Annotated in this window: 13 protein-coding genes and 1 tRNA gene; 7 read left to right on the forward strand and 7 right to left on the reverse strand. The window is 46.1% G+C overall.

What is annotated here, in order from left to right; translation table 11 throughout:
• Positions 1 to 133 precede the first annotated feature (133 nt).
• Complete coding sequence (locus tag ICV38_RS06210) at positions 134 to 715, forward strand: histidine phosphatase family protein (protein WP_215378400.1); 582 nt, start codon at positions 134 to 136, stop codon at positions 713 to 715.
• Positions 716 to 719: 4 nt separating this feature from the next.
• Here ICV38_RS06210 and ICV38_RS06215 read toward each other — a convergent pair.
• Positions 720 to 809, reverse strand: a tRNA-Ser gene (locus tag ICV38_RS06215).
• A 135-nt stretch (positions 810 to 944) separates the two neighbouring features.
• Between ICV38_RS06215 and ICV38_RS06220 the strand changes: the two genes are divergently transcribed.
• A complete protein-coding gene (locus tag ICV38_RS06220; RefSeq protein WP_215378402.1) occupies positions 945 to 1,190 on the forward strand; it encodes an AbrB/MazE/SpoVT family DNA-binding domain-containing protein in 246 nt (81 codons plus the stop codon).
• Positions 1,190 to 1,615: a type II toxin-antitoxin system VapC family toxin gene (locus ICV38_RS06225; protein ID WP_215378404.1), complete on the forward strand. Its 426-nt coding sequence runs from the start codon at positions 1,190 to 1,192 to the stop codon at positions 1,613 to 1,615. The genes ICV38_RS06220 and ICV38_RS06225 overlap by 1 nt, the downstream gene beginning before the upstream one ends.
• A 78-nt stretch (positions 1,616 to 1,693) precedes the next feature.
• On the opposite strand, the gene ICV38_RS06230 is transcribed toward ICV38_RS06225, so the two are convergent.
• From ICV38_RS06230 to ICV38_RS06245, 4 genes are read right to left on the reverse strand one after another with little or no spacing between them, the layout of a single operon-like run.
• A complete protein-coding gene (locus ICV38_RS06230) occupies positions 1,694 to 2,098 on the reverse strand; it encodes a hypothetical protein (RefSeq protein WP_215378406.1) in 405 nt (134 codons plus the stop codon).
• A gap of 27 nt (positions 2,099 to 2,125) precedes the next feature.
• Complete coding sequence (gene serS / locus ICV38_RS06235; protein ID WP_215378408.1) at positions 2,126 to 3,436, reverse strand: serine--tRNA ligase; 1,311 nt, start codon at positions 3,434 to 3,436, stop codon at positions 2,126 to 2,128.
• A 27-nt stretch (positions 3,437 to 3,463) separates the two neighbouring features.
• Positions 3,464 to 4,159 (reverse strand): outer membrane lipoprotein carrier protein LolA, encoded by a 696-nt coding sequence (locus ICV38_RS06240; RefSeq protein WP_215378409.1) that lies wholly within the window; start codon positions 4,157 to 4,159, stop codon positions 3,464 to 3,466.
• Positions 4,160 to 4,167: 8 nt separating this feature from the next.
• Complete coding sequence (locus ICV38_RS06245; RefSeq protein ID WP_215378411.1) at positions 4,168 to 6,405, reverse strand: DNA translocase FtsK; 2,238 nt, start codon at positions 6,403 to 6,405, stop codon at positions 4,168 to 4,170.
• 105 nt (positions 6,406 to 6,510) lie between these two features.
• Between ICV38_RS06245 and trxB the strand changes: the two genes are divergently transcribed.
• On the forward strand, positions 6,511 to 7,467 hold the full coding sequence (gene trxB, locus ICV38_RS06250; protein ID WP_215378413.1) for a thioredoxin-disulfide reductase: 957 nt from the start codon (positions 6,511 to 6,513) through the stop codon (positions 7,465 to 7,467).
• A 102-nt stretch (positions 7,468 to 7,569) separates the two neighbouring features.
• Here the strand turns inward: trxB and ICV38_RS06255 are convergent, their stop codons facing one another.
• Complete coding sequence (locus ICV38_RS06255) at positions 7,570 to 9,630, reverse strand: sodium-translocating pyrophosphatase (protein ID WP_215378415.1); 2,061 nt, start codon at positions 9,628 to 9,630, stop codon at positions 7,570 to 7,572.
• A 171-nt stretch (positions 9,631 to 9,801) separates the two neighbouring features.
• Here ICV38_RS06255 and ppa point away from each other — a divergent pair, with 171 nt between their 5' ends.
• The 3 genes from ppa to ICV38_RS06270 all read left to right on the forward strand — a co-directional run bounded on the left by ppa (position 9,802) and on the right by ICV38_RS06270 (position 12,404).
• Positions 9,802 to 10,338, forward strand: a complete 537-nt coding sequence (gene ppa, locus ICV38_RS06260) for an inorganic diphosphatase (protein ID WP_215378417.1) — start codon at positions 9,802 to 9,804, stop codon at positions 10,336 to 10,338.
• Positions 10,339 to 10,374: 36 nt separating this feature from the next.
• Entirely contained in the window at positions 10,375 to 11,994 is a 1,620-nt protein-coding gene (locus ICV38_RS06265) for an NAD+ synthase (RefSeq protein WP_215378419.1), read from the forward strand.
• Between the two features lie 71 nt (positions 11,995 to 12,065).
• Positions 12,066 to 12,404: a P-II family nitrogen regulator gene (locus tag ICV38_RS06270; RefSeq protein ID WP_215378421.1), complete on the forward strand. Its 339-nt coding sequence runs from the start codon at positions 12,066 to 12,068 to the stop codon at positions 12,402 to 12,404.
• Between the two features lie 37 nt (positions 12,405 to 12,441).
• Here ICV38_RS06270 and ICV38_RS06275 read toward each other — a convergent pair whose 3' ends face one another.
• A complete protein-coding gene (locus tag ICV38_RS06275) occupies positions 12,442 to 13,458 on the reverse strand; it encodes a RodZ family helix-turn-helix domain-containing protein (RefSeq protein WP_215378422.1) in 1,017 nt (338 codons plus the stop codon).
• Positions 13,459 to 13,476 lie beyond the last annotated feature (18 nt).

A 13,476-nucleotide genomic window follows, 5' to 3' on the forward strand; every position in this document is an offset into this window, starting at 1 on the left:
TTTATTACTAGTTAAGCAACTAGGTCAGTTTGACACAAACCAGAGCTAGCTGCTCGGACTTTTAATTGATTGACGGGAGGATGCGCAAGTTCTAAAGTTTTAATACACTGAGGCCCTCAAAACGCATAAAACCATGAAATACCTAAAGATAATTACCCCTCTATTAGTAGGTGCATTGCTAGCTACTGGTGCCCTGCGTGCAAATACAAATCTAGCCAATGATCTTAGTGACGGGCAACATGTATTACTCATGCGCCATGCGGATGCGCCAGGATATGGAGATCCCGCGGGCTATCAATTAGACAAGTGCTCTACTCAAAGGAATCTAGGCGACAAAGGCAGAGAACAAGCCGTCATCATTGGACAGTGGTTAAGTAGCCAAGGCATCAGCACTGCAAAGGTAATCAGTAGTGTTTGGTGTCGTTGCCTTGATACCGCAAGATTGCTGAATAAGGGACCTGTTACTACCTCCCCCGCATTAGCTTCTTTTTTTGATGACATGAGTCTTGAAAAGAAGCAAACTCAAGACCTTGAAAAACTCATTCAAGATCAACTCAACGCAAACCCCAAAACGCCTCTTATCTTGGTAACGCACCATGTAAATATTCAGGCTTACACGGGCAAGGTTGTTAACGTCGGGGATATGGTTTTAGTGAAGGTGGACAAGAATGGAAAATATCTTTCTCATCAAGTCTACCCAAGTCCAAAGTACTGATGAATGGCGGAGAGGGAGGGATTCGAACCCTCGGTACCTTTGACAGTACGCCTGATTTCGAGTCAGGTACATTCGACCACTCTGCCACCTCTCCGAACCGATAGGCCATTATAGCTAGCGATATACAAATCCATACAACTGATATTGACTTATGGATTTACTGACAAAAGAGATTGGCTATCTTAAAATAGATATACTTTTATGTATATCTATTTAAAAGGAGCGCATCATGAATATTCAAATTTCAAAATGGGGTAATAGCTTGGCGCTTCGCATTCCTGCAGTCTTCATTAAGGAAATTCAACTGAAAGATGGCGATAGAGTTGAAGCTACCCTATCTAGCGATGGAGCATTAGTTATCCGACCCCAAAAACTAGATCGTAAAACATTGGCCAAAATGGCTAAGGAGTTAAGAGATTCTATGAAAAGGGGTAAATCAGTAATGGATGAGCTTCGCTCTGGAGCGCGGTACTAATGCTTTATGTCGATACAAGCGTATTAGTTGGATTTTGTACTCACGAAGGAAAAAGTCCAGCCATCCATAAGTGGTACGAGAACTCCAAAGATGCGAAGTTAATCTCATCGACGTGGACCTTTACTGAATTTGCCAGCGCATTAAGCATTAAAGAGAGAACTGGACAAATTACTCCCAAAGAGAGCAAAAATGCTTGGAAACTCTTTGAAGCTATATGCGCGAATGATATTGAATTGCTACCAATGGAAAATAAAGTCTTTTACTCAGCCGGGCTTCTAGTGCTTGATAGCTCATCTAAATTACGCTCTGGCGATGCACTTCATCTCGCAGCTGCCAAATCTTTCAAAGCTAAGGCCCTTATCACCCTAGACAAAATACTTGAGAAAAATGCTGCGCATCTAAAAATAAAAACTATTCTAATTTAAAGGGACGGCTATATTGCCGCTGAAGGCACTGTTGATGGTGCCATAATGCGGCAATCACATTCATGGCTTTTTGATCTTTTACTCACAAACACCTGTAATGAGCATTCCGCCAGAAAAGAATCCAAATGGCTTCTTACTGCCGGCTACAAACTCTTCGATGCTCAAGTAATCAACAAAAACTCCGTTCTTACCAGCTGACTTTTGCGTCCAGATCACTTTATAAGAATTGCTGGCATTTCCTGAAGCAAGCACCTTTGGACTCTTCAAGGCATCCATGACGTCCCCAACCACTTCGCCTGTTTTTTTAATCACAGCAAATTCTTGACCAACTCGCGGGCTATCTTGAACAATGGCCAGCTCACCATTCGTTTTAATATAGGCATCACTTAATATTTCACAGCGATAGACCTTTCCAGCGGCAAAAGCCCCCTGAGAAAGCAGTGCTGAGCCAATCAAGAATGAGAACAATGAACGCTTATTCATTTGGGTATACCCAATTTTCTGATGGTATTAGATTGGCTTGAGTACTTCTAAGCCACCCAAGTATGGCTGCAGCGCCTTTGGAATAGCGATACTGCCATCTACTTGTTGCTTGTTCTCAATTAAGGCAACCAATGCTCTACCCACTGCTAAGCCAGAACCATTTAAGGTATGTACCAACTCTGGTTTGCCTTGACCTGACTTGAATCTAGCTTGCATACGGCGCGCCTGGAAGTCGCCCATGCTGGAGCATGAGCTAATCTCACGGTAAGCCTTTTGTGAAGGCACCCATACTTCTAAGTCATAAGTCTTGGTGCTTCCAAAACCCATGTCGCCAGTACAGAGCAGCACTTTTCTATATGGCAACTCAAGTAATTCCAGGATCTTCTCTGCATGAGTAGTTAAACCTTCGAGGGCTTGCATTGAATCTTCAGGTTTAGTGATTTGCACTAACTCCACTTTATCGAACTGATGCTGACGAATCATGCCGCGCACGTCACGACCATAACTACCCGCTTCAGAACGAAAGCACGGTGTATGGGCAACAAACTTCAATGGCAAAGTATCTGCATTAACGATCTCATCTCTCACTAAATTGGTGACAGGGACTTCTGCAGTCGGAATCAGATAGAAGTTTTCTGTTTTAGATTCGCCATTGCCGTCTTCTCCACCCATTTGGCGAGGAACCTTGAAGAGGTCTTCTTCAAACTTGGGAAGCTGGCCCGTGCCACGCATGGAGGCTGTATTGACCATGTATGGCGCATAGACCTCTTCGTAGCCATGTTTGGTGGAGTGCGTATCAATCATGAACTGCGCTAGAGCGCGATGCAATCTGGCAATCGGTCCTTTAAGCACAACAAAACGTGAGCCACTAATTTTGGCGGCTACTTCAAAATCCAATCCGAGCGGACCACCAAGGTCAACGTGGTCTTTGATCTCAAAATCAAAGATGGGCTCTTCACCCCAGCGTTTGATCTCCTTATTTTCAGTTTCATCTTTACCAGTCGGGACAGACTCATCTGGCAAATTCGGAATACCCATCAAGAAATCAGATATCTCTGCCTGCAAGACTGCTAGACGTGCTGCGCCCGATTCCATATCGGAATTGACTTGAGCTACTTCAGCCATCTCAGCAGAGGCATCTTCGCCTTTGCCTTTTTTCATACCAATGGCTTTGGATAATTGATTGCGTTTTGCTTGCAATTCTTCTGTACGAGTTTGCAAAGACTTGCGCTCAGACTCTAGGGTGTTGAATTTCTCAACATCAAGCTGGTATTTACGAGTAGCCAAACGGGCCGCTACTGCAGCGATATCTTTACGGAGTAATTGCGGATCAATCATATATTGCTCGAGTTTTAAATTGAGGCTCTAGTTTAAGCGTAAGACTTCAGCCCCGGCTGGTGGTGTGAAATTGAAGCGATTAACAGGCAAATTGACGTTGATCTGGATCTTATCCAGGGTGACCAACACCACACTTCCCAATCCATCGATTAGCTCAAGCGCTTTTGGTAGCCCGTTGGCCATGCCAATCGAAATCTTGGTATAGGGCAAATCGTTTTGCTTCTTAGCATTGGGGTCACTTTTGGGAGCTAAGCCTACCCACTTCATACCAGAACGCTCTTCGCCTTCAATTAAATCAAAGTGTTGATCTAAAGAAGATTCGCCAAACAGGATGGCCGCTGGCGTTGATGCAAGCGCTTGTCCTGAAGGACGGAAAGTTGCTTGATTTAAATCTTTGTCCCACAAGATCAGTTGATTGCCATTGGCAATGAGCTTTTGCTCATACGGCTTTTGGGTATCCCACACAAAACGTCCGGGACGCTGAAATACAAAATGGCCTTGCGTTTGACGAACGACTTTAAAGTCTTTGTTTTGCGATTCACTTACTTTAGGTGCACGTAACTGCTGCTGTACAAAATCACCTTCAGCAGTTTTAGAATTCCGTACGAATTGACGCAACTGCTCTGAGCCACTCTCGCCCTGTGAGACTGCAGCGCCGGAAAATACGATCGTTGCAATGCCTAAAGCAAATTGAATCGTTACCGCAGATAAGAATCGTTGCAAGATGCTTCCTACTCTGAAGGACGATGCAAAATCTCGCGATTGCCGCCGTTACCCATCTTCGATACAAGACCAGCTTTTTCCATATCCTCTAAGAGGCGTGCTGCACGGTTATAGCCTATACGTAAGTGACGCTGCACTAAAGAAATCGATGGTCGTTTGTTTTCTAGAACGATGGCTACAGCTTGATCATAGAGTGGGTCAGCTTCGCCACCACTCTCGCCAGTGAGTGCATCGATATTGGATTCATCAGCGCCCTCGAGCACGCCGTCGATGTAATTGGCTTCGCCTTTCTCTTTAAGCCATTCAACAACTCGATGGACTTCATCGTCGGATACAAATGCACCATGTACACGAACAGGCAAGCCAGTACCAGGAGCCATGTAAAGCATGTCGCCCATACCTAGTAATGCTTCCGCGCCTTGCTGATCCAAAATCGTACGGCTATCAATCTTGCTACTAACTTGGAAAGAAATGCGTGTAGGGACATTGGCTTTAATCAAACCAGTGATGACATCCACGCTTGGACGTTGCGTTGCCAACACCAAATGAATACCCGCAGCACGGGCTTTTTGTGCAATACGCGCAATAAGCTCTTCAATCTTCTTGCCAGAGACCATCATCAAGTCTGCCAATTCATCAATGATGATGACGATAACTGGTGCTTTATAGATTGGCTCAGGATCATCTGGAGTCAAGCTAAATGGATTAGTGAGCTTCTCACCCTTCTCTTCTGCCTCGAGAATTTTCTTATTAAAGCCAGCTAGGTTACGCACACCAAACTTACTCATCAGTTTGTAGCGGCGTTCCATCTCATTAACGGCCCAATTCAGAGCGTTATAGGCCTGCTTCATATCTGTCACCACTGGACACAGCAGATGAGGGATCTTGTCGTAGATAGCCATCTCGAGCATCTTCGGATCAATCATGATCAAACGCACTTCATCAGGCTTTGCTTTAAAGAGTAACGACAAAATCATGGCATTGATACCAACCGACTTACCAGCACCAGTCGTACCTGCTACCAAGCAGTGGGGCATCTTTGCCAAATCAGCCACCATTGGACTGCCAGAAATATCTTTACCCAATGCAAGGGTAAGTAATGAATGGTTATCGTTGTAAACCTGTGAAGTCAGAATCTCTGACAAGTAAACCGATTGACGTGTTGGGTTTGGTAATTCCAAAGCCATGCAAGTTTTACCTGGAATGGTTTCTACAACACGCATACTCACCACGCCCAGTGAGCGTGCTAAGTCACGTGATAGATTCACAATCTGGCTACCCTTCACACCAACGGCTGGATCAATCTCATAACGTGTAACCACTGGTCCAGGGTAAGCAGCAATGACAGTGACTTGAACATTAAATTCTGCTAACTTGCGCTCGATCAAGCGAGAGGTGAACTCTAAGACATCAGCAGAGATGGTTTCTTTTGCTTCTGGAACTGGGTCAAGCAAAGCCAACGGTGGTAATTCTGAATCAGGAATATCGACAAATAGTGGTTGCTGTTTCTCACGCTCAACACGTACGCTCTTTGGTATCTCTACTGGTGCACGCACAATCTGAACAGGTGCTGCAACTTCAACGCGCCCCCGAATCTCTTCTACAAACTCTTCACGCTCTTCAGCAGCAGCCTCGCCCAGCTTGCGATCTTCTTCGCTATCGCGACGCTCGCGGATGCGGTGAAAACTCACCTCGATGAAGCGACCTACTTTTTCCGCAACATCTAACCAAGAAAAGTGCAGAAATAAAGAAAGGCCTGAACAAAGACCAAATAGGAGAACCAAGGTTGCGCCAGTAAAACCTAAGGACATTTGCAGAGGATCGCCAATCAACTCGCCCAAAATGCCACCAGGCGGCCGTGGAAGCTCCCAGGACAAGGAATGCATCCGAATGGACTCAAGACCCATACTGCAGACCAAGGTCAGGCCAAAGCCCAACCAGCGCATTACTAAGGAGTCAGGCTTAGCCTCTGGATCTGGGGGCAAAGGAATGCTCCAGAGCTCACGCCAGCCATTGAGGACACGGCGTCCAAATAAAACTACCCACCAAAAGGCAGAGATCCCAAAGATATACAACATTAAATCGGCTAAATAAGCCCCAAAACGACCGCCTAGGTTCTTGGGGGCCTCAAAACTGGCATGGGACCAAGCAGGATCTGCCTTGGAATACGTCAGCAATATGGCAAATAGCCCAAGGCACAAACCGAGGGAAATGAACCAGCGCGCCTCTAGCAGTAGGCGGGGCATCCGGCCCTGCCCGCCATTATCTGGGGGCTGGGGTAATTGGGACTTCGGGTATACGGTTCTCGCCATGTTCTACTGATTGTAAACAAGCAAATCTATAATTTGGTTATGACTACAAATACCCCAAAACACTCCAAAGTTCTCATCCTCGGATCCGGCCCTGCTGGCTACACCGCTGCAGTCTATGCTGCCCGAGCCAATTTAAAGCCTACCCTCATTACTGGATTGGCTCAAGGGGGTCAATTAATGACCACCACTGACGTAGAGAACTGGCCAGCAGATGCTGATGGCGTCCAAGGTCCTGAGCTCATGGATCGCTTTTTAAAGCATGCTGAGCGCTTTAATACAGAAATCATTTTTGACCACATTCATACGGCAGCTCTAAAAGAGAAGCCTATTCGCCTCGTTGGTGATTCTGGAACTTATACCTGCGATGCACTCATCATTTGTACTGGCGCATCTGCTCAGTACATTGGTTTGCCAAGTGAAGAAGCATTTATGGGTCGCGGTGTTTCTGGTTGCGCAACTTGTGATGGTTTTTTCTATCGCAATCAAGATGTGTGTGTAGTTGGTGGCGGCAACACAGCCGTTGAAGAAGCACTCTACCTGACCGGCATTTGCAAAAAAGTCACCGTGATTCATCGTCGCGATAAATTCCGTGCTGAACCCATTCTGAATGATCGCCTGATGGCTAAAGTCGCCGAAGGTAAAGTCGAATTGAAATTAAACTCCACTCTCGATGAAGTTCTCGGTGATGAAAAAGGCGTTACTGGTGTGCGCATCAAAAAACAAGATGGCAGCACTGAAGATATTGCTGTAACTGGCGCATTCATTGCGATTGGTCACAAACCGAACACTGAACTCTTTGTTGGTCAGCTTGATATGAATAACGGCTACCTCAAGACACACTCAGGACTTGAGGGCAATGCCACAGCTACCAATATCCCTGGTGTGTTTGCTGCTGGCGATGTTCAAGACCATATTTACCGTCAAGCCATTACCAGTGCAGGTACAGGTTGTATGGCTGCATTAGATGCGCAGCGTTACTTGGAAACTTTGGAATAAGCACTTCGTTTTAAATTCTTTGGTAGCAAAAACGCCTAGCATTGCTAGGCGTTTTTATTTGTTACCTTGAATTGCTTATTTACATTACTACTTCTTGGACTCTTAACGTGAGATCACCGGCAAGAGCGGCACGATAAGTAATGCCACGATGTTGATGATCTTAATGAGTGGGTTTACAGCAGGGCCTGCAGTGTCTTTGTAGGGATCGCCTACAGTATCACCAGTCACAGCAGCCTTATGTGCCTCAGAGCCTTTGCCACCGAAGTTACCTTCTTCGATATATTTCTTAGCATTGTCCCAAGCACCACCACCTGTACACATTGAGATCGCTACAAACAAACCAGTCACGATCGTACCCATGAGTAAGCCGCCCAACGCAGCAGGTCCTAATAAGAGACCAACCACGATTGGTGCAACTACAGGGAGCAAGGAAGGAACAATCATTTCCTTGATCGCTGCAGAAGTGAGCATGTCTACTGCTTTGCCGTATTCAGGCTTAGAAGTACCTTCCATGATTCCTGGGATATCACGGAACTGACGACGCACCTCTTCCACTACTGCGCCAGCACAACGACCGACCGCCTCCATCGCCATCGCACCAAACAAGTAAGGAATCATGCCGCCGATAAATAGGCCAATGATCACCATGTGATTAGAGAGATCAAAAGACACTTGTTGACCAATACCCTCTAAAGCATGGGTGTAGTCAGCAAAAAGCACTAATGAAGCCAAACCAGCAGAACCAATAGCGTAGCCTTTAGTCACCGCTTTCGTAGTGTTACCTACTGCATCTAACGGATCGGTAATATCACGCACCGCTTGTGGCAAGCCTGCCATCTCAGCAATACCACCAGCGTTATCGGTAATAGGGCCGTACGCATCAAGTGCAACTACGATACCGGCCATTGACAACATGGAGGTAGCCGCAATCGCAATGCCATATAAACCAGCTAGCCAATAGGCTGCATAAATTGCTGCACAAACAAACAATACTGGGTAAGCAGTCGACTTCATCGAGATACCTAAACCAGCAATAATGTTGGTGCCATGACCTTTGGTTGAAGCTTCAGCAATATGCTGTACTGGCTTGAACTGAGTACCGGTGTAGTACTCGGTAATCCATACCAATGCAGCAGTCAGCAAGAGACCAACAATCGTTGCGCCAAATAAACGCCACTGACTACCTGGAATACCCAGTGCATCATCCGGCATGATGATATTGGTCACGAAATAGAAAGCAACGAGTGATAAACCACCAGCAATGATTAAGCCCTTATACAGAGCAGGCATCACATTCTTCATACCAGGGGTTGCTTTAACAAAAGAGCAACCAATGATCGAAGCAATAATCGATACACCACCAAGCACCAATGGATAGATGATCGCAGCCACTGGAGCACCAGTAACCATTAAGGAGCCAAGCACCATCGTTGCAATCAATGTCACAGCGTAGGTTTCAAATAAGTCAGCCGCCATACCAGCACAGTCGCCAACGTTATCGCCAACGTTATCTGCAATCACCGCAGGATTACGTGGATCATCTTCCGGAATACCTGCTTCAACCTTACCAACCAAGTCTGCACCAACGTCTGCACCTTTAGTAAAGATGCCACCACCTAAGCGCGCGAAGATGGAAATTAATGATGAGCCGAATGCCAAACCAATTAGAGGATGCAATACGGAAGATAGGTCTTGCCCTGCACCAATTGAGACCAGGAACATGAAAAACAGACCAACACCTAATAGTCCAAGGCCAACTACCAACATACCAGTAATCGCACCGCCTTTGAATGCAACGTTCAAAGCTTCGTTCATTCCCTTGGTAGCAGCTTCAGCAGTCCGTACGTTTGCACGTACAGAAACATTCATACCAATAAAGCCACAGGCTCCAGAAAGAACTGCACCAACAACAAAGCCAATCGCCGTTGCAAAATCTAAAAAGAGTGCCATCAGAATGGTGAGGACCACTCCTACTACGGCAATCGTTTTATATTGGCGCGATAGATAGGCTGCTGCACCCTGTTGAATCGCCTCCGCAATCTCTTGCATCTTGGCGTTGCCCGTACTTTGCTTCAAAATCCAGCCGCGCATCACAAAACCGTAAATCACGGCCAGGACACCGCATGCCAAGGCAAAATACAAGCCTAAAGTGACATTACTCATGCTTGAACTCCCTATAGTTAATCTTTATTGTTTTGTATTACTAGCGCTTAGGTAGGCCTAGTTTGCGAAAGCTTTAAACTATGTCTTTAAGCTGTATCAGTATGTAACAGAATCACCCCTGCTCCCTCGTCCTAGGATCAGGGTATTTACTAATCTTTATTCGGAGTATTTATGAGTCTCGACAAAGTTAAGCCAGGTAAAAAGATCCCTGAAAGCTTCAACGTCATTATTGAAATCCCAATGAACGCTGATCCAGTGAAGTACGAAGTGGATAAAGAGTCTGGCGCAATTTTTGTTGACCGATTTATGGGCACTGCGATGCACTATCCGTGTAACTATGGCTACATCAACAAAACCATCGCTGGTGATGGCGACCCTGTTGACGTTCTGGTCATTACTCCATTTCCACTGATTCCAGGTGTAGTTGTTTCTTGCCGTGCGATTGGTTTATTGCAAATGGAAGATGAAGGTGGTGAAGACGCTAAATTATTGGCTGTTCCAGAAGATAAAATTTTGCCAATCTATACCCACTGGCAAAAACCAGAAGATATGAACCCATTGCGCTTAAATCAGATCCAACACTTTTTCGAGCACTATAAGGATCTTGAAAAAGGAAAGTGGGTAAAAGTTAGAGGTTGGGGTGGCGTTGCTGATGCTCATAAAGAAATTCTTGAGGGTATTGAGCGCTATAACAAAGAGCACGCTTAATTTAGATTGTTATTCATAAAGGCCTTGTGATTCGGAGTGAGCGCACAGAAAATTGCCCTAGCCCAAATGAACCCGTTACTGGGCGATCTGGCTGGTAACGCTCAACTGATTCACAAAGCCGCTCTAGAGGCCTTTAATCAAGGCGCTAAGCTCGTAGTTACACCTGAGCTATCTCTTACCGGTTACCCACCAGAAGACTTATTACTACGCCCTGCTTTTATTCAAGCAGCCGAGCAACAGCTCGAGCTCTTGATGAAAGAGCTGGCAGGCTATGTTGACCTCACCGTCATCGTAGGTCACCCCAAACAAACTCTTGCAGGCTTACAGAACTATGCATCTGTTTTGTGCAATGGCAAAGTCGTAGCAGGCTATGCCAAACAAGAGCTACCGAATCATGAAGTATTTGATGAGGTACGCTACTTCGTGCCAGGCAATCAAGCCTGCGTCTTTGAATGTGACAGCATTCAATATGGTTTGATTCTGTGTGAGGATGCTTGGCATCCTGGACCTGCTAAACAAGCTCACGCTGCTGGTGCGCAAATTCTGCTAGTTCCCAATGCCTCGCCCTATCACCTGAAAAAAGAAGCGCTGCGCATCGATGTGTTGCGTGGGCATATCGATCAAACCAAAATGCCTTTGGTTTATGTCAATGCAGTAGGCGGTCAAGATGAATTGGTCTTTGATGGTGGATCATTTGCCTTAAATAAAAATAGTGAAGTCGTTATGTCCATGCCCCAGTTTGAAACTGGCCTCGGGATGGTCGATGTCACCGCAACAGGCGAGCTCGAAAAGGGTTTAATTGCTCCACCACAAAGTGTTGAGGCGCAGGCTTACCAGGCCTTAGTTTTAGGCGTGCGCGATTACGTCAATAAGAACCGTTTTCCTGGTGTGATTATTGGGCTCTCAGGAGGCGTAGATTCGGCTTTAGTGTTAGCTGTAGCAGTCGATGCCCTTGGGGCAGACAAAGTACGCGCCGTGATGATGGCCTCACGCTATACAGCCGATATATCTTGGATTGATGCTCGTGAGTTGGCCAAGAACCTGGACGTTCAATATGACGAGATTCCGATTAGCGGTCCTGTTGATGCTTTGGAGCAATCTTTAGCAGAACAATTTAAGGGCATGAAGGTCGACGCCACCGAAGAGAATATTCAAGCTCGTGTGCGTGGCACGATGCTCATGGCACTTTCTAACAAAACTGGACGCCTTGTACTCACTACCGGCAACAAGAGTGAGATGGCGGTTGGTTACTGCACTTTATATGGCGATATGGCTGGCGGATTTGCGGTCATTAAAGATATTGCTAAAACCTTGGTATATAGACTTTGTGCTTATCGCAATAGTCTTGCACCTGTCATTCCAGAACGCATCTTGACACGCGCCCCTTCTGCAGAATTGCGTCCCGATCAAAAAGACCAAGACAGCCTGCCCCCCTATGAGGTTCTCGATGGCATTGTAGAGCGCTATATGGAGCAGAATCAATCGATCGCCCAAATCATTGCTGATGGCTTTGATGCACAGAGCGTTGAAAAGGTTACCCGCCTCATTAAGCTCAATGAATATAAGCGCCGCCAAGCCCCTCCCGGCGTCCGCGTGACCACCCGCGCATTTGGTCGTGACTGGCGCTACCCCATTACATCTCAATTTAGAGCCTAATTTGCTGAGTAGGGCCAAATTTGGCACTCCTTTCTAGTTCTAGGTATGATTACCTTACTAGGGGGAAATACATGAAACTCATTACATCAATCATCAAACCATTCAAGCTCGACGAAGTTCGTGAAGCCTTGGCTGAAGTAGGTGTTACCGGCCTGACCGTGACCGAAGTAAAAGGCTTTGGCCGTCAAAAAGGTCATACCGAACTCTATCGTGGCGCTGAATATGTCGTCGACTTTTTGCCTAAGGTAAAGGTTGAGGCCGTTGTTCCAGGCGATCGCGTGGAAGCAGCTATTGAAGCTATTACAAAAGCAGCTCACACTGGAAAAATTGGTGACGGTAAAATTTTCGTTACCGCAGTTGAGCAAGTCATTCGTATTCGCACTGGCGAAACAAACGAAGCAGCGGTATAAAAACTGCTTTTTTAATCTCAGCACATCTTTTTAAAAGTTAACGGGGCTGAGTATCGGCTGGAGGGGCAGGCTGAGTAATCTCGGCCGGCTCCAAAACAATTGTCTTGGCTGTAATATTGGATAGGCGCACTCTCGCGCCTTGATAATACATATCCACCGGAGTTTGTCCTGAAGTTAATACCTTCAATGGTGGCTTACCGTAAATACTTACCCCCACTCCTGGCTCTAGGGTTTTATTTTGAGTCTTGCCACTAGCATCGACGACACAAACAGTCTGCGCAGTCTTTGATTGCAAATAGACCATATCACCTGCTTTTCTGGGAGCATCTACCTTATAACTCACTGCAGCTGATTCAATAGGCGGGCACTCAGCAGAAACCGCTGGGGCGGAAGCAGCTACAGGCGCTGCAGCGACAGTGGGCTCCGGTGTTAGCGGTGTAATGGGCTTAGCGTCAGTGGTAGCCTCAGACGCAGGATTAGCGGGCGTCTCTTGAATTACGACAATTTCTTCCTTCACCACTTCCGGAAAGAATAGTGGGCGTAAGTTGACCACGGAAAACGTAATTGCTACAGCAATACTCAATAAGACGAATAATTTTTTCTTAGGATTCTTTGCCGAGGCTTCAACAGTCACAACATTTGATGACTCTGAGTTTTGCTCATGCACTGAAATAGTTTGCTGAGGCTCTATTTTCTCCTCAGGGATTTTGTCTTCCACCGGTTTAGCTGGTTCTGATTTTTTTTCTTCAGGCACGACAACCGGCTTAGTCTGTTCCACCATATTTTCAGGGGCTATTTTTTCTTCAGGCGCCACACCCATAAAATCAAAAGCATCCTCTTCAGACAGCTTCAGTAGTCCAGCCACCTTTTTAGCGGCAGTTAATTTAATCTGTGGGCCATAGAAAGAACCAGATTCACCACTCTCAAGTTGCTCAATCTGGCGAACTGAGAGACATGCCATGACAGATAAATCTTTGGTGCTTAAACCAAGATTTTCTCTAGCCCGCTGAAAGGCCTCTTTTTTTATCTCCGGAAGCTTAATCTGTGTACTCACAACTTAGCGTCTGTCTCA

The sequence above is a fragment of the Polynucleobacter sp. MG-6-Vaara-E2 genome (assembly GCF_018687695.1).
GTDB lineage: Bacteria > Pseudomonadota > Gammaproteobacteria > Burkholderiales > Burkholderiaceae > Polynucleobacter.

Bases quoted from the DNA above. Each gene is read 5' to 3' on its own strand.
- ICV38_RS06210 (WP_215378400.1), top strand. From the start codon at position 134: ATGAAATACCTAAAGATAATTACCCCTCTATTAGTAGGTGCATTGCTA.
- ICV38_RS06230 (WP_215378406.1), bottom strand. From the start codon at position 2,098: ATGAATAAGCGTTCATTGTTCTCATTCTTGATTGGCTCAGCACTGCTT.
- ICV38_RS06270 (WP_215378421.1), top strand. From the start codon at position 12,066: ATGAAACTCATTACATCAATCATCAAACCATTCAAGCTCGACGAAGTT.
- ICV38_RS06225 (WP_215378404.1), top strand. From the start codon at position 1,190: ATGCTTTATGTCGATACAAGCGTATTAGTTGGATTTTGTACTCACGAA.
- ICV38_RS06255 (WP_215378415.1), bottom strand. From the start codon at position 9,630: ATGAGTAATGTCACTTTAGGCTTGTATTTTGCCTTGGCATGCGGTGTC.
- ICV38_RS06220 (WP_215378402.1), top strand. From the start codon at position 945: ATGAATATTCAAATTTCAAAATGGGGTAATAGCTTGGCGCTTCGCATT.
- serS (WP_215378408.1), bottom strand. From the start codon at position 3,436: ATGATTGATCCGCAATTACTCCGTAAAGATATCGCTGCAGTAGCGGCC.
- trxB (WP_215378413.1), top strand. From the start codon at position 6,511: ATGACTACAAATACCCCAAAACACTCCAAAGTTCTCATCCTCGGATCC.
- ppa (WP_215378417.1), top strand. From the start codon at position 9,802: ATGAGTCTCGACAAAGTTAAGCCAGGTAAAAAGATCCCTGAAAGCTTC.
- ICV38_RS06245 (WP_215378411.1), bottom strand. From the start codon at position 6,405: ATGCCCCGCCTACTGCTAGAGGCGCGCTGGTTCATTTCCCTCGGTTTG.